The 17,631-nt window shown below is 44.1% G+C and carries 9 protein-coding genes and 2 pseudogenes; 9 read left to right on the top strand and 2 right to left on the bottom strand.

Annotated features, from left to right (window positions below):
• Positions 1-178: 178 nt before the first annotated feature.
• The 8 genes from FTV30_RS13445 to brxL all read left to right on the top strand — a co-directional run bounded on the left by FTV30_RS13445 (position 179) and on the right by brxL (position 16,464).
• Complete coding sequence (locus FTV30_RS13445) at positions 179-2,113, top strand: ATP-binding cassette domain-containing protein (RefSeq protein ID WP_180001764.1); 1,935 nt, start codon at positions 179-181, stop codon at positions 2,111-2,113.
• 244 nt (positions 2,114-2,357) lie between these two features.
• On the top strand, positions 2,358-3,224 hold the full coding sequence (locus FTV30_RS13440) for a WYL domain-containing protein (protein WP_100355923.1): 867 nt from the start codon (positions 2,358-2,360) through the stop codon (positions 3,222-3,224).
• A gap of 10 nt (positions 3,225-3,234) precedes the next feature.
• Entirely contained in the window at positions 3,235-3,846 is a 612-nt protein-coding gene (locus tag FTV30_RS13435) for a DUF1819 family protein (RefSeq protein ID WP_100355922.1), read from the top strand.
• 16 nt (positions 3,847-3,862) lie between these two features.
• Complete coding sequence (locus tag FTV30_RS13430; protein ID WP_100355921.1) at positions 3,863-4,438, top strand: DUF1788 domain-containing protein; 576 nt, start codon at positions 3,863-3,865, stop codon at positions 4,436-4,438.
• Between the two features lie 40 nt (positions 4,439-4,478).
• Positions 4,479-8,159, top strand: coding sequence for a BREX system P-loop protein BrxC (brxC, locus tag FTV30_RS13425; protein ID WP_180001763.1), 3,681 nt, complete (start codon positions 4,479-4,481; stop codon positions 8,157-8,159).
• Between the two features lie 46 nt (positions 8,160-8,205).
• Entirely contained in the window at positions 8,206-11,727 is a 3,522-nt protein-coding gene (gene pglX, locus FTV30_RS13420) for a BREX-1 system adenine-specific DNA-methyltransferase PglX (RefSeq protein ID WP_100355919.1), read from the top strand.
• A 43-nt stretch (positions 11,728-11,770) separates the two neighbouring features.
• The gene (gene pglZ / locus FTV30_RS13415) at positions 11,771-14,395 is read left to right on the top strand and encodes a BREX-1 system phosphatase PglZ type A (RefSeq protein ID WP_100355918.1); all 2,625 of its coding nucleotides are present in this window, start codon (positions 11,771-11,773) and stop codon (positions 14,393-14,395) included.
• Between the two features lie 29 nt (positions 14,396-14,424).
• Complete coding sequence (brxL, locus tag FTV30_RS13410; protein WP_005021615.1) at positions 14,425-16,464, top strand: protease Lon-related BREX system protein BrxL; 2,040 nt, start codon at positions 14,425-14,427, stop codon at positions 16,462-16,464.
• A gap of 124 nt (positions 16,465-16,588) precedes the next feature.
• Here the strand turns inward: brxL and FTV30_RS13405 are convergent.
• Positions 16,589-16,825 (bottom strand): annotated as a pseudogene (locus FTV30_RS13405) (hypothetical protein); the annotation flags it as partial.
• Positions 16,826-17,102: 277 nt separating this feature from the next.
• Here FTV30_RS13405 and FTV30_RS13400 point away from each other — a divergent pair.
• Entirely contained in the window at positions 17,103-17,537 is a 435-nt protein-coding gene (locus FTV30_RS13400) for a hypothetical protein (RefSeq protein ID WP_100355917.1), read from the top strand.
• 19 nt (positions 17,538-17,556) lie between these two features.
• On the opposite strand, the pseudogene FTV30_RS13395 reads toward FTV30_RS13400, so the two are convergent.
• Positions 17,557-17,631: pseudogene (locus FTV30_RS13395) on the bottom strand (IS6 family transposase); the annotation flags it as partial.

Here is a 17,631-nt window from a genome sequence, read left to right as displayed (position 1 = left end):
ACTGTCTGCTAGGGAGAGTTGCCCTGTTTGTTTCCATGCCATAGTCGTGTTTTTTGCTAGGTGATTGATTTTATTGTATTATACCAATTTAATGAACTTTTGTGTGTTTATTCGTGCAAAGGTTTCTGATATCTATTAAACTAGGCCCATTTGACCTTGCATAGTAGTTTAAGCCTTCATGATCCAGTTAGAACAACTTTCGATACGTCGCGGTGGACGTGTGCTATTTAAAGACGCATCCATGCAATTACATCCGGGATGGAAAATCGGTTTGACTGGAGTCAATGGCGCCGGTAAATCCACATTATTCTCTGCACTCTTAGGTGGCATCGAATCCGATAGCGGTAGTCTAAGACGCCCTGCTGTCTGGACTGTGGCACATATGGCACAAGAAATCGAAGCACTCAATATGAAGGCCATCGATTTCGTCTTATCTGGAGATGAAGAATATTGGCGTATTCAACATCAACTCGATAATCCTGCCGAGCTCAATGATCATGAACTTGCTGAGTTATATAGCCGCTTTGATGAAATCAATGGTTATTCAGCACCTGCCAAAGCCTCCCAATTAATGGCTGGCCTCGGCTTTTTTGAACACCAATCACAACTCGATGTTGCCAGTTTTTCAGGTGGTTGGCGTATGCGACTCAATCTAGCTCGCACCTTGATGAGTCGTTCAGACTTATTATTACTCGACGAACCCACCAACCACTTAGACTTAGATGCCATTTTATGGTTAGAAGACTGGTTAAGTGCTTATCCTGGGACTTTAGTTCTGATTTCACATGACCGTGATTTCTTAGATGCGATTACTGATCGTATTTTACATATCGAAAACCAAGAATTGACCTTATATACAGGTAACTATTCAACGTTTGAAACAACTCGTGCTGAACGACTCTCACAACAGCAACAAGCTTTTGAGAAACAACAAGAAACTCGCGAACATTTACAAAAATTTATTGACCGATTTAAGGCTAAAGCCACTAAAGCACGTCAGGCTCAAAGCCGAATCAAACAATTAGAGCGCATGCAAGAACTTGCACCCGCTCATGTTGATACTCCGTTCACCTTCAGTTTCCGTGAACCCACCAAGATGAGTACGCCATTATTGATCTTGGATCAGGCAGATATTGGTTATGACAATAAACTCATTGTCACCAACGTCCATCTCCAAATTACACCCAACAGCCGTATTGGCCTTTTAGGGATGAATGGTGCTGGTAAATCAACACTAATCAAATCTTTAGTTGGAGACCTGCCACTACTCAAAGGTACACGTCAGGCTTCTGAGTTGTTAAATATCGGTTATTTTGCTCAGCATCAAATGGATGCATTAGATGGCAATGCCAGTCCGATGCTACAACTCTCTCGTATTGCTGATCAAAAAATTAGTGAAGCCACATTACGCTCCTTCCTTGGAAGTTTTGGCTTTAGTGGCGAACGTATGGATACCCCAAGTGAGAGTTTTTCAGGTGGTGAACGCGCCCGTCTTGCTCTCGCACTCATCGTATGGCGTCGCCCGAACGTCCTTATTTTGGATGAACCAACTAACCATCTCGACTTAGATATGCGTCATGCATTAACAATGGCATTACAAGACTTTGAAGGTGCAGTTGTTTTGGTTTCGCACGAACGTCAATTGATCGCCAGTGTTTGTGATGAACTCATCTTAGTTCACGATGCTCAGGCCAAGAGTTTTGATGGTGACCTACAAGATTATGCACAATGGTTACGTCAAGCACGAATTGAATTGATAAAAAAAGGACCTGAAACAGCAGCCGTACAGTCCTTAGTTGTTGAAAAAACAGTGGTGTCCAAGGTTGATAAAGAAGCTCAGCGTAAAGAAGCTGCTCGTCGCCGTGAGATGAGCCGCCCTATTCGTAAAAATATTGAAAAATATGAAGCGAAGATCAACACATTACAGCAACGTCTTAGTCAAATCGAGAATGCGCTGGCCGACAGTAGTATTTATGACAGCCAACGCAAAGATGAATTGCTCAAAATTATGAATGAGCAAACTCAAGTCAACACTGAACTTAAACAAAATGAAGAACAGATGTTTGAATTGATGTTTGAACTGGAAGAATTAGAAAGTTCTTTCGAAGACTAGATTGACAGTTTAACTTCCAAAATCAATACAATAGCGAATCTAGCCCTCCTTCACTTTTCCATTAAGCCACACTTAAAAATCAAAGCACAATCACATGATTGTGCTTTTTTATTTTCTCTAAACAATGGTTTCGTATATTTTTTATCTGGTGATTGCAATACTACCTTTAAATACCGTCAAAAATGTTTACTGTATATTTGCTGTAGGGTAATCTTAAAGCTGCTATTTATTGACTGATTGGTATATGACGACAGATAAGCATGAAGTCCTGCTACGAATGCGAGCGATCGAGCTGCTTGCTTACTGGGAAGGTCGTTTGGTTACCAATCGTTTAATGAGCTGGTTTGGGCTCAGTCGACAGCAGGCTTCTGCGGATATCAAGCGTTACAATACGCTGTATAACCCAGATGCCTTGATTCATGATCCATCAGTAAAAGGCTATGTGCCTAAAGCCAGTTTTCAACCGGTATTGACTACAGCGCATATCAATGAGTATCTCAACATGCTTTCGGGTTTGGTCAGTGAATCGCATGCCCTGATTGCGACACCAGAACCGAATCTCTCAGCGGTACAGTTACCCGATCGCAGTGTGCGTCCTGAAGTCATCAGGGAAGTGTTGCGTGCCTGTCGAACACGAAGCTGTCTCAAAATTATTTATGCCTCAATGCATCAACCACAGTGGCATGAGCGCATGATTTCCCCGCATACCCTGGTGTATACCGGATTCCGTTGGCATGTCCGTGCCTATTGTCATCAGAGCAAGCAGTTTAAGGACTTTTTACTCTCCAGGATTGATCGCACACCTGTTGTGGTGGCGATTGATACAGTAGACCCTGTTCAGGATCAACACTGGCATGAAGAAGTTATACTGACGCTGATCCCTAATCCAAAATTGAATGAAGCTCAAAAAGCGCTGGTCGAAAAAGACTTCGGCATGCCCGATGGCAGATTACAGATTCCGGTGAAAAAAGCCCTGGCTCACTATACTTTGCAGCGATATCAGGCCGCGATCACGCTGGCTGAGGCGGATGATGCCTTGAAATATCCCTTGGTGTTACAAGGTTCAGATATCGAAAAGCTGTCGTCTTACCTGTTTGATCAAGCTTCATAGGAGATTGGCTATGTTAGAACAATTTCATTATGACAGTGACCTAATTGGTGGCTCACTGATGGTGCGTGAAAGCCGGCTGATCGCGGATCTGTTATTACGAGAGGCGACTCCAGAACAATGGCATCAGGCCATTCAGGTTGACAATATTCTGCAAAAAAGAACCGCAGCCTCAGCTCAACGCAATGCCACCGCTATTCGTAAGCGTCTGGAGCGCTTAGAGCCTGATTTCTGGAAAGCTTTGTGTGATGGGGATGATGAGCTGGCGACCCAGGTGGCCTTTTGTGGCGCACTGGAACGCAACCTGTTGCTGCTTGAGTTTATGGAAACGGTGATGAGGGATGCCTATATCTCCCAGGCGCAACACTTGGACAGTTATATCTGGTCAGATTTTTTGGATGAACGCTCACAACGCGATCCGGATATCTGTGATTGGAAAGAGTCCAGCAAGAAAAAAATGGGGCAGGTGGTGTTTCGCATGCTGGCAGAAGCCGGTTACTTAAAAAGTACCCGTAAGCTGGAGTTGCAGCGCGTGATCGTCAGAGCAGAGCTGCGTAGCCTGTTGGAAGAACATTATAAACAACGCATTAAAAGATCTATGGAAGTGTCGGTATGGACGCGTTAGTTGTAGAGGGGCAGCAATGAGTCAAACAATACATGAGCGTCTGAACCAGATTCCAGAGCGAATTCTTTCCACTGAGTTTCTCACTGGACAAGGATTGGGTAATGAAATTGGCTTCTGGATTTTTGATTATGCACCTGAAGATGAGCTGAAAGTCCGCGAATATCTTCATTTTCTGGAAGGGATGCTGGAGAAAAAACACAGTCAGCTGAAGGTGGTGAATATTAATCTGCTACAAGCAGTGGTGGATTATCTGGATGAGCGCAATTTCATTGATAAAGCGATCCAAATGCAAAAAGCCAAAGGCGATGAGGCACTGCTCAAGGCTCTGAAAGGTCCACTGCATATGGATAAGTTTGCGCCGTATCTGGTGAGCAAATATGCCACCAATGAGCAAGATATAGTGTTGATGACCGGGGTGGGGTCGGTTTGGCCACTATTACGTGCACATCATTTGTTAAACAGTTTGCATTCCTTGCTGGGGCATAAACCAGTCGTATTGTTTTATCCGGGGTATTACGACGGTCAGGCCATGAGTTTATTTGGAAAAATTCCAAGCAATAATTACTACAGAGCCTTCAGATTAGTGCCATAAGCACGACAAATAGCCATAAAAATTCGGGGAATTGATTGAGATGAATATTAAAGAACTTTTTTACAAGCCATTAGATCGTGCAATTAACGGGGTGGTCAAGGCAGATCAGGATGATAATGCCACGGTTTACCAGGAGCTGGATGAGTACGTGGTCACCAATGAGCTGGAAAAGCATTTTCGTGACTTTTTCCAGTCCTATGGTACAGACCTCAGCGACCCTTCGATTGCCAATCGTGTCGGCGTGTGGATTTCTGGCTTCTTTGGTTCAGGTAAATCGCATTTTCTGAAAACCTTGTCCTATATTCTGGCCAATAAAGTGGCACGTGACGCGGAAGGTAACGAACGCAGTGCTGCAGAATTCTTTGATGAAAGCAAAATCCGGGATGCGTTTATCCGTGCGGATATTGGTAAAGCGGTTAGTCATCATGCCGATGTCATCCTATTTAACATCGACAGTAAAGCCAGCTCCAATGATGACGGCAATCCGATTCTGAATGTGTTTTTACGGGTGTTTAACGAGTATCAGGGTTTTAGTGCTGACCATCCACATATTGCCCATATGGAGCGCCACCTGAGTCAGAAAGGGGTGTATGAGCGCTTTAAACAGGCTTTTGAAGAATCTAGCGGCATGTCTTGGCTAGAAGAACGTGATGGCTATCAGTTCTATCAGGATGATGTCGAAACCGCGATTTCCCAAGCCCTCAACTTATCTGCTGAAGCGGCACACAAGTGGTTTGAGGATTCTGAGCAGACCTTTAGTGTTTCGGTTGAAAACTTCTGTCAGTGGGTGAAAGAATACCTGGACAGCAAAGGACCCCAGCAACGCATGTTGTTCTTGGTCGATGAAGTGGGGCAGTTTATTGGCAGCGATACCCGCTTGATGCTGACATTGCAAACCATTACTGAAAACCTGGGTACGATCTGTAAAGGCCGCGCTTGGATTATCGTGACCTCACAGGCAGACATCGATGCTGTTTTAGGTGAGATGTCTTCTTCCAAAGCCAATGACTTCTCCAAGATTGCTGGGCGTTTTAAAACCCGTTTATCACTGTCCAGTTCCAATACCGATGAAGTCATCCAGAAACGTTTATTACGTAAAACCCCAGAAGCAGAAGCATTGCTCAGATCGGTGTTTGAGCAAAAGGGCGATATCTTAAAAAATCAGATTACCTTTGACCGTTCAGGACCAACACTGAAAAATTTCGATGGTCCTGACAGCTTTGTGAATAACTATCCTTTTGCGCCGTATCATTTTCAACTGGTGCAGAAAGTTTTTGAAGAAATCCGTAAAGTCGGTGCGACCGGTGCACATCTGGCCTATGGTGAACGATCTATGCTAGATGCATTCCAGATGGCCGCGAATGCGATTGCCACAGATGAAGTCGGGGCTCTGGTTCCTTTCCACCGCTTCTATACTTCAGTCGAAGGATTTCTGGATACAGCAGTGAAGCGTACCATCGACCAGGCAGGGCAGAATAAGACCCTGGATGGTTTTGATGTGCAGATGCTGCGTACCCTGTTCATGATCCGCTATGTCGATATCATCAAAGGTACCTTGGATAACCTGGTGACTTTGTCGATTGAGAAAATTGATGAAGATAAGCTGGCATTACGCAAGCGGATTGAAGAAAGCCTACTACGTCTGGAAAAAGAGAGCCTGATTACGAGGAATGGTGATGAGTTCCTGTTCCTGACCAATGAAGAACGCGATATCACCCGAAAAATTAAAGCCACTGACTTAGCAGCTTCAGAAGAAAATAAAGAGTTAGCCAATCTGATCTTTAAAGATTTACTGCGCGATCAGAACAAATACCGCCATCAAGCCAACAAGATGGACTATCAGATTGGTCGTTTCCTAGATAGCCATAGCCTGGATGGCAAGTATGAGAGCGATTTGAAAGTTGAAATCATTTCTCCGCTGGATACGGAATACAATCTTTACACCGAAGCTTACTGTATTGGTAAAAGTACTCAGGCCGAAGGACAAGTGCTGTTTAAACTGGCAGACGATAAACAGTTCTTTAATGAACTGCGCACCTGGCTGAAAACCAATAAATTCATCCGTTTAAATGATGATGGCACTCAGTCCGATATCAGCCGTATTCTGGCAGACCGTGGCCGTGAGAACCAGGAACGCAAAAAACGTCTGCGTGTCCGGGTCGAAGAAATGTTGCTGGACGCGGAAAGTTATGCCTTGGGTCAACATCTACAACTTTCATCTTCAAGTCCAACCACCAAGCTGGATGAGGCTTGTCGTTATTTGCTGGAAAACACTTATACCAAACTGAGCTATCTGCAGGTCTATCAGCAGGATGCCTGGCGTGAACTGAACGCCGTCTTGACTGTGGATGATATGGCGCAGCTCGGATTGTCTCTGGATGGCGGTCAGAGCAATCCCAAAGCCCTACAGGAAGTGGAGCAGTACATTGCACTACGGGCCACTGGTACAGAGCGTATTCTAGTCTCAGATGTGATAGATCGTTTTGCCAAACGTCCTTATGGCTGGCCGGATGCCGAGATTTTACTGCTGGTGGGGCAGTTGGCGGCAATGGGGCGGATTTCACTGCAGTTAAATGGCGGCAGCTTGCAGCTGAAAGAGGCCTTTGAGCCTTTACAAAACAGCCGCCGTCGCCGTGATGTTTCCATTATTAAAAAGCGCCAGACTGATGATCAGGTGTTGAAACAGGCACGCCAACTCACCCAAGACCTATTCTCGGCCATGGGGCCAGCGACAGAAAAAGAGCTGTTTGAATTCTATACCCAACATTTTAAAAACTGGTTAGCCAACTTTAAGTCCTATAAGAGTAAAACTGATGTCGGACAGTTCCCGGGCAAGAAAGTGATTGAAAAGTCGATTCTGACTTTGGAACGTCTGCTGGCCAATAGCGACAGCTTCGATTTCTTTAAAGCGGTGGTTGATAACAAGGACGACTATCTGGATCTGGAGGAAGACTACCGTGATATTCATGAGTTCTTCACTAACCAGATGCCGAGCTGGCAGCAACTGCAACAGGCCTTACGTCATTTTGAGAAAAACAAACAGGCGCTGGGTAGTGATGAGCTGGCAAAAAAAGCCCTCTCCGAATTACATCGTATTGCCATCCTTGAATCGCCCTATGGCCTGTTAAATAAAGTGGCAGAGTTGGTTCGTACAGTGGAAAGCGTCAATGAGCAATTGCTGACTGAGAAACGCAATCAGGCGATAGAACACATTGATGACAAAATCAAGCAGCTGGAAGCCGAGATTAAAAACAGTGGTATCGCTACCGCTGAATTGAGTAACAAGCTATTACGGCCACTACAACTGCTGAAAACGGATATTGAAGTGGAAACTAGCCTGTCCACCATCTATATGCTGCAAACCCAAACCGCCGTCGAGCGTTTTGATGAAGCCTTGTATGAGCTGGAGAGCGAAGTTGAGGCGGAAATCCAGCGTCAGGCCAAAGCGGCACAACTGGCTCAGCGCAAAGCCGAGAGTGTAACCAACACTGCAACCACCTCCAGCCCAGCTACATCAGCACCTGCTGCGAGTCCGGTACAGCCTGTGACAGCCGTAGTGCCACCGAAACCTGTTGTCGAAGTCGATGTCGCCAGCATTTACAGCAAAAGCTCAAGTAGTGTCTATCTGGAAACAGAAGAGTCAGTAGATCAGTTTGTAGACGCACTCAAAGCTGAATTGAAAAAAATTGTGGGTGACAAAAAGCGTGTGCGTATTCGCTAACTTGGGTTAGGGATATCGGCATCAGTCATTAATTAAAGGTTTTAACATGAATACCAGTAATATTAAAAAATACGCACCGCAAGCACGTAACGATTTTATCGCAGCGATGCGCAAGCAGGCCGCCAAATATGGCATCACCGCAGACAGCATTTTACCGGCTGAACAGAAAGGCGACTTGCTGCTGATTGGCGATCAGGTTTTTCCGCTATCCGTCATGAAATCTCGTGACAAGCTGATCAAGCGCATTCAAACCAGCAGTTTTGAGCAGACGATTGATTATATCGCTTACAGTTGGTTTAACCGTCTCTGTGCGATTCGCTATATGGAATGCAAAGGCTTACTGGATCATGGTCGCCGTGTACTGAGTAGTGCCGATGGTAGTGCAGGCTTGCCACAGATTCTGGAAGAATGTCTGGATATTGACCTACCAGGTTTAGATGCCAGCCGTGTGGCTGAACTCAAGCTTGATGGCAATAAAGACGAAGAGCTGTATCGGGAACTGTTACTGGCCCAATGCCATGCATTGAATCAAGTCATGCCACTCCTGTTCGAACAGGTGTCTGATGAATCTGAACTGTTACTTCCTGACAATTTAACCAAAACCGACTCCTTGATTCGTGATCTGGTCAGCAGCATTCCGGAAGAAGACTGGTCGGATGTACAGATTATTGGCTGGCTGTATCAGTTCTATATTTCTGAAAAGAAAGATCAGGTGATTGGTAAAGTCGTCAAGAGTGAAGACATTCCAGCTGCGACACAGCTATTTACCCCAAACTGGATTGTAAAATATCTGGTGCAAAACAGTGTCGGCCGTTTATGGATGATGGCACAGCCTGATAGTACGCTGGCCAGTGAATGGGAATACTATATTCAGCCAGCGGAACAGACCGATGAAGTCAATGCCCAGTTAAAACAGCTGATTGATGTCCGGATTAGTGAAGATGGCGATACTTTAAACCCTGAAAGCATTACGGTACTGGATCCTGCCTGTGGTTCGGGGCATATTCTGGTGGAAGCTTATGATTGCCTCAAAGCGATTTACTTAGAACGTGGTTACCGTAGCCGCGATATTCCACGTTTGATTTTAGAAAAGAATTTATACGGGATTGATATTGATACCCGTGCAGCACAATTAGCTAGTTTTGCATTGTTAATGAAAGCGCGTGAGGATGACCGCCGTTTATTTAGCAATCCACCGAAGCTGAATATTATTGCGCTACAAGACAGTCAGCCGGAACGTTTAGACGCATTGAGTCAGGATTTGGCAAACACTGGTATTGCGCAGGCAGATTTAAAAGAGTTACTGGAATTATTTGAACACTCTTCAACGTTTGGTTCTTTGATTCAGGTACCAGCAACATTCTCTCAAAAGCTACCTGAATTAGAAAGTAAGCTAAACACAGCTTTAGAATCAGGGGATATTTTTGCGCAACAGTCAGCACAAGAGTTGTTACCTTTAGTACAGCAAGCTAAATTACTCGCTAAACAATATGATGCTGTAATTGCTAACCCGCCATATATGGGTGGTAAGGGGATGAATCCAGCACTTAAAGATTTTGCGAAGAAAAAATTCCCTAACAGCAAGTCAGACCTATTTGCCATGTTTATTGAACGTGGTTTCGATTGGTGTAAGGACAGCGGTTTTAATAGCATGGTCACTATGCAAAGCTGGATGTTCCTGTCCTCTTATGAAGCAATGCGTGAAAAGTTGCTACAGGATCGGACTTTGTCTTGTATGGTGCATATGGGCAATGGGGTAATGGGAATTGCCTTTGGTACGGCTGCTACCATCATGCTAAATAAGTATATTAGCAATTATGCAGGTAGTTTTTCTTATTGTGAAAATGATGACCTAAGTGAATACGGAATTCCAAAACAATTTCCTGTACAAAATGAGCGATTAAAGACTGCAAAACCAGATGACTTTAAGAAAATTCCAGGTAGTCCTATTGCTTATTGGGCTAGTGAGGATATTTTAAAAATATTTAACAGTTTTGATAAGCTGTCATTATTAGTTAAGACAAGAGAAGGACTCACGACAGGAAGTAATGAAAAATTTCTACGTTTATGGCAAGAAGTTGATTTAAATAATATTGGATTCAATATTAGAAATAATAATGAAGCATATCAAAGCCAAAAGAAATTTTTTCCATATATCAAAGGTGGTGAATTTAGACGCTGGTCTGGTAATCGTGAATATATTGTTAATTGGTACAATGATGGAGAAGAGGTTAAACATCTTATAGATTCTGATACAGGTCGGATACGTTCACATAACTATAATGGTCAATACGGTTTTCAATCTGGTTTTACATGGTCCGGCATTTCAAGCGGTACATTCGCTGTACGCTTTGTTCCATCTGGTTATATGTTTGATGCAAAAGGACCGATGGGCTTTATTATAGATAAATCCAACAGTAAAAAAATCCTAGCTTTTTTGAACTCATCTATTACTAATCATTTCATTAGAATGTTAGCTCCAACAATGGACTTTAAATTAGGGCATATTTTAAATCTTCCCATAATAAAAGATTCATATAACACTTTGGATATTCTAGTGGAAAAAGCTATAGAACTATCCACATATGATTGGAACTCCTACGAAACAGCATGGGACTTTACTCGGAACCCAATTATTTGTACGCAACAGCCAAATCTAGAACAAGCCTTTAATGCATGGCAAAAGCAAAATGCTGACGCCGTGGCTGAAATGAAACGTCTGGAAGAAGAAAACAACAAGCTGTTTATTGAGGCTTATGGTTTAGAGGATGAACTGACTCCAGATGTACCTGATGAACAAATCACCCTTACTCGTGCTGACCGTGAAAAAGACAGCCAGCGTTTAGTGTCTTATGCCCTTGGCTGCATGATGGGACGTTATAGTCTAGATGAACCAGGCCTGATCTATGCCCATGCAGGCAATCAAGACTTTGATGCCAGCCGGTATCAAAGATTCCCAGCCGATGCAGACGGCATTATTCCACTGACCGAAATGCATTGGTTTGAAGATGATGCAACACATCGTATTCGAGAGTTTTTAACTGCGGTTTGGGGTAAAGACACACTAGACGCTAATATGCTGTGGTTGGCAGAAAGCTTGGACAAAAAAGCCAGTGAAACAGCAGAAGACACCATTCGCCGTTATCTTGCTAGTAAGTTCTATAAAGACCATATGCAGACCTATAAAAAGCGTCCGATCTACTGGTTATTTAGCAGTGGTAAACAGGGGGCTTTCCAGGCGTTGGTGTACTTGCACCGCTATAACGAAAGTACCTTGGCACGTATGCGTACTGAATACGTTATGCCGCTGATTTCCAAAATGGCTGCTTATGCTAATTCTCTGGAAACAGCAAAAGAAAGCAGTGACTCTGCGGCTGAAATCAAACGCATCGAGAAAAAACTGCAAGACTTGCATAAGCAACAGGCTGAACTGAGTAGCTTTGAAGAAAAACTGCGCCATTATGCCGATCAGCATATTTCACTGGATCTAGATGATGGGGTGAAAGTGAACTATGGCAAGTTTGGGGACTTGTTGGCTGAAGTCAAAGCAGTGACGGGGGAAAAGTGATGAATAGCTTTTCTTGCGAACGAGATCATGCAGAGGTGTTTGCATGAACTTAAATCAACTTCAGCAAGGCCTGGAACAAGCCTTTTATACTGAACAGCATCGAATTGTCTTTTGGTACGATGCAGAACAGTCCTTCAGCGAAGAAGTACAGGCATTAAAACTGAATGATGTCCAGATTCTGAATATGGCAGAAGAGTCGAGTCTGGCGATTAAGCTTAAACTGGAACTTGAGGATCAGCAGGGTAAATACTTGCTGTATTTCCCAAGTGCTGAGCCTGAAACTGAAAAAGACTGGTTACTGGACATTAAGCTATATTCTCGCAGCTTCTATGCCGATCGTTTCTCGATTATTTTCAATGAGCTGGGTTTACAGCAGCAGAGTCTAAGAGAACATCTGGCCAAACGTGAAGAATTCCTTAAAGCCAAAGCCCGTCTGAGTACATTGAAACGCTATATCCAGCCTGATGCAGATGAACAGGATCTGGATATGGCCATGATTGCGGCTGTGGTCAAGGCTGATAGTGCCGAGCTGATGCATATCGTTCTGGCACTGGCAGATGAAATGGTACAGCAGAATCTGGCTCTGGAAGTCAATCCAGACTCCTTTACTGAACTGGAAAAATTCCAACTGGTGCCGGCTTTGGTCACGGCATTACAGGCGGAAATTGGTTATCCAGCATCGGTTGAAGAGTTGAATGGGGAAGCACCATTCAAGCTCGGTACGTTCTTTATCCGTTTGATGACTACAGGTTTCTGTGAAAGCTTGGGCGATATCCCCGTATGGGCTCAGGAACTGGTGATGTCATCCGTCAGCTCCCGTGCGACGGCTAGAGCCTTTTTGTCGCGCTGGAGAGACAGTTCTAAATACTACCCAACCTTCGATACACTCTCCCAGACCGTGGCCAATGCACTGCGGATCCAGGAGAAGGTCGGGGCCTTTGATCTGGAGCAGCTGCTCGATGTCATGACTTTTGAAGTGATTGAACAAAAGATCATTGTTGATCTGGCCAGCCAGATCCCTGCAGCAACCAAAGCTGAACTGGAACATTTCAGAACGATTATTTCTACCCGTCTGGATGGCTATTGGGCTTCCAAACATAAGGATGATGCGACACGCCGTAAATATCGCACCGTCTATACAGCGTTGCAGGCAGCGATTGACCTGTTCAGCCTGCGACAGCAGTTTGATTCCGGGTTCTATTTCGACTCCAGCGAAGCCTTGTATAAAGCCTACGAGCAGGAGTTGTATCGCTTTGATATAGCCTATCGCCACTACAGTGCCGCCTCACAACGAGCTCATGTCGATATCCTGAAAAAACTCGATGAAGAAGTCGAAAATTGCTATTCCTACTGGTTTATTGACCACTTGGCACGTAACTGGGGAGAGCGGGTTGAAGCTGAGCAACGCTTGAATGTTTGGAAAGTGGCAGATATCCCAAATCAGCAGAACTTCTACGATACCCACGTCAGACCCTTACTCAATTCTGCAACGAAACGCCGTATTGTGGTAATTATCAGTGATGCTTTCCGTTATGAAGCTGCGGTAGAGCTGCGTGATCGTATCAATGAAAAGCGTTATTCTGAAGCGACCTTGTCTTCACAGCTGGGTGTTGTACCAAGTTACACCACACTTGGCATGGCCTCGTTGTTGCCGCATCAGACTTTGGAGTACAAAGAGGCCGCAGGGGATGATGTTTTAGTAGATGGGCAGTCCAGCAAAGGGACTGCAGCACGATCCAAAATTCTGGCGGCCTATAATGGATTGGCAGTAACCGCTGAAATGGTAAAAGGCTGGTCGCGTGATGAAGGTCGTGAAGCACTCAAAGACCATGAGCTGATTTACGTTTATCACAACGTGATTGATGCACGCGGTGACAGCGCCTCGACAGAATCAGAAACCTTTATGGCGGTAGAACATGCCATTGAAGAGCTGACCGAACTCAGCCGCAAAATCTTAATGCACTTCAATATTTCTACCCTGTTGATTACAGCCGACCATGGCTTCCTGTTCCAGCAAAGTAAACTGGAATCTGCGGATCGTTCAAGCTTGACTGGAAAACCTGCCAATACATTGAAGAGCAAAAAACGCTATGTGATTGGGCATGGTTTACCAGAGAGCAAGGAAGCATGGAAAGGCTCAACCCAAGCTACGGCAGGCACATTATCTGCGACTGATTTCTGGATTCCAAAAGGGGCGAACCGTTTCCATTTTGTAGGAGGCTCACGTTTCGTGCATGGCGGCATCATGCCTCAGGAAATTGTGGTGCCGGTACTGACTGTAAAACAGCTACGTGGTGAAAAGGCTGGACAGCGGACCAAGCGTAAAGTTGAGGTCATTTCTACCAAATCCACGCTGAAGATGGTCAATAACATCCAGAAGTTTGATTTGATGCAAACTGAAGCTGTCAGTGAGCTGGTCATGCCAGTGACTTTATCCATTGCCATTTATGATGGGGATCTCAAAGTTTCCAGTGAAGAAACTTTGACTTTTGATAGCAGTACCGACTCTGTTGCCGATCGGGTCAAACAGGTCAGATTGTCATTGTCTGGCACTGATTTTGACCGTAAGAAAGATTACTTCCTGGTACTGAAGGACAAAGACCTTAATATCGAGATGCAACGCTATAAGGTCACCATTGATTTGGCATTTACCGATGACTTCTTCTAATAACGAATTAACGATAGAGCGTAGCCTACATGGAATCTGCTAACGATAAAGAACTGGATCAGCTGCTGAATGAACACTTTGCTGGGCGGGTGGTACGTAAGGATCTGACTAAACTGATCAAAGAAGGGGCCAATGTCCCGGTCTATGTACTCGAATACCTGCTAGGGATGTACTGTGCCTCGGATGATCCAGAGATCATTGAACAGGGACTACGTAACGTAAAGACCGTACTGGCTGAGAATTATGTCCGACCGGATGAAGCCGAGAAGGTGAAATCCCTGGTCCGTGAACGTGGCAGTTATAAAGTCATTGATCGGGTCACGGTGAAGCTTAATGAGCGTAAGGACAAATACGAAGCCTCCTTTAGTAATCTAGGTATCAAAGATGCCGAAATCTCGGCAGGCATCGTCAAAGAGTATGAAAAATTACTTGTTGGTGGTATCTGGGTCATTGCTACGCTCAGTTATTATTTTGAAGAAGGACAGACTAGTTCTCCATTTGGGGTGAGTTTACTCAAGCCGATTCAAATGCCGAATATGAATATGGATGAACTCTTCAGTGGCAGAGCAGCATTAAGCACTGATCAGTGGCGCGAGAGTTTAATCCGTTCGATCGGCATGGAACCGGCTTCGTTAAAAGAGGACGTGCAATGGCACCTATTAGCGCGTATGGTTCCGTTCGTTGAAAATAACTATAACGTTTGTGAACTGGGACCACGCGGTACCGGGAAAAGCCATATTTACAAAGAGTGTTCACCAAATAGTATTTTAGTCTCCGGTGGGCAAACGACTGTCGCCAACCTGTTCTATAACATGAGTAGCCGCCGTATTGGTCTGGTGGGCTTATGGGATGTGGTAGCTTTTGATGAAGTTGCCGGTATTTCCTTTAAGGACAAAGATGGCGTACAGATCATGAAAGACTACATGGCCTCAGGATCTTTTGCCCGTGGTCGTGAACAGATGGAAGCCTCTGCTTCGATGGTTTTTGTGGGTAATATTAACCAAAGTGTTGAATCCTTGGTGAAGACTAGCCACTTATTGGCTCCTTTTCCTGAAGCAATGATCGATTCAGCATTCTTTGATCGCTTTCATGCCTATATCCCGGGTTGGGAAATTCCAAAAATGCGTCCGGAATTCTTTACCAACCGTTATGGTCTAATCGTTGATTATCTTGCTGAATTCTTCCGGGAAATGCGCAAGCGCAGTTTTGCGGATGCCATTGAGAAGTACTTCAAGCTAGGGAATAACCTGAATCAGCGTGATGTGATCGCCGTTCGCAAGACGGTTTCTGGATTGATGAAGCTGCTTTACCCACACGGTCAGTTTAATAAAGAAGATGTACGCCAATGTCTGGAATATGCGCTGCAGGTGCGCCGTCGGGTCAAAGAGCAGCTGAAAAAAATTGGTGGCATGGAATTCTATGATGTGCATTTCAGCTATATCGATAATGATACCTTAGAAGAACATTTTGTTTCAGTCAAAGAGCAGGGGGGTGGCGGACTTATTCCCGAAGGTCCTGCTAAACCAGGTTTTCTGTATACCATCGGACTCAGTAATAAGGGCATGCCAGGTTTATACCGCTTAGAACTGCAAGTCACTAAAGGTTCAGGAAAATTGGCGACATCTGGCTTATGGAATTCAAGTAGTGCCAAAGAACAGGTCAAGATTGCTTTTGATTACTTCAAGGCCAATGCATCCCGGATCTCGGGGGGCAGTAAGGTACTGGAACATGACTTCCACTTACATGTGGTGGAGTTACAGAATACCGGCCCGCTCAGCCATCTTGCTCTGCCAAGTTTAGTGGCTTTCGCTTCTGGCCTCTTAGGACGATCGGTTCAAAGTCAGATGGTGGTACTGGGTGATATGAGCTTGGGTGGTTCTGTGACACCGGTGGAAAGTATTGCCGAATGTCTGCAAGTTGCTTTTGATGCGGGTGCCAAGAAGGTTGCTTTGCCAATGAGTAGTGCGGCAGATATCCCAACGATTCCTGTGGAACTGTTTACCAAGTTCCAGACCAGCTTCTATGCAGATCCGGTAGATGCGGTGTTTAAAGGGCTAGGGGTGGATTAATTTCATATCTGTCTGGAAGAGTTACAGTAGATTGTTTTAAATTCAGTTTCTCAAGTTAAACACCATGTTGTAAAAGCATAATACTGCCTCTTTTAAAGAGCTAGTATTTTAGGGGGGGATTACCCTTCATTTTTTCTTGATCAGATATCTGTTGTATTTTGACAGGATTTTGTTGATCTAAATATTTTTGATACCAAACACGCAATGTTTCAGGAGTACAACCGATTTTAGGATCAATAGCTGTGATTGCTGCCCAAGTAGAAGGATAATCTTTTTCAGATTCAATTAGTAATTGAACCGCTCTTTCTCTGATTTCAGGGGTCAATTTTACTTTGCCATTTGTAAGGTAAAAGGGGTCAATTTTAGAATGCCGTTGACAATGTATCGCCTTTTGAGTTTGAAGCAATGTACAATGATAAGATTAACCCGTTAGGTCAGGCGGCCTAACTTAAATAAAAAGTCTCCGACAAACCCGGTACGGTTCAGTATTCGTTATTGTTTCCGATGCATATCAAGCTCCTGTTTTTAATGATCAAATTAAACGGAATAATGTTATTACAGGTTTCGGACAACACACATATACATCTTGTTTAGATGCTTTAAATAATGAATTATTTAAAAAGAAGTAGATTCTAAATATGAAAAAGATAGCTCTATCCTTACTCATAGCCTGTATTGGTACTTCTGCTTATTCAGAAACAGTATATGAATTAGCTCAAGCTCATTGTAAAAAAGCTGAAACAGTAGCTTCTTTAGCCCAAACATACAGACAATTAGGTTTGAAAGCTTCTGAAGCTACGGAAAAGTTAATGTCAGTTACAGCTAATATGACTGATCAAGAAGCAAGAGAAAGAGAAGAAAATCAAATCTTCTTTATTGTTCAGGATGCTTATACGGTATCTGTATATCCTACTCAATCGTTGAAAAAGCAAGCTATCTCAGATTTTGAAGAACGTCACTACTTAGCATGTAGCCAATCATTTCAAAACTCTATTAATACAAAAGAAAAGAAACTCCTTCTTTTCGATGGGACTATTAATGGCACTGTTGCAAATAGAGATTTGAGTCGATGATGTTCCCTTTAAAAAGTACTTAGAGACCGAAAACCCTGTTGATTAGACACACTTCACCCTGAGGCTGACCATAATAAAATGACGATGCTTGTCC

It is taken from the genome of Acinetobacter sp. YH12255, from assembly GCF_013417355.1.
In the GTDB taxonomy this organism is placed as follows: Bacteria; Pseudomonadota; Gammaproteobacteria; order Pseudomonadales; family Moraxellaceae; genus Acinetobacter; species Acinetobacter pseudolwoffii.
The sequence above is the reverse complement of the archived record's forward strand: the minus strand, read 5'-3'. Positions and strand labels throughout refer to the sequence as shown.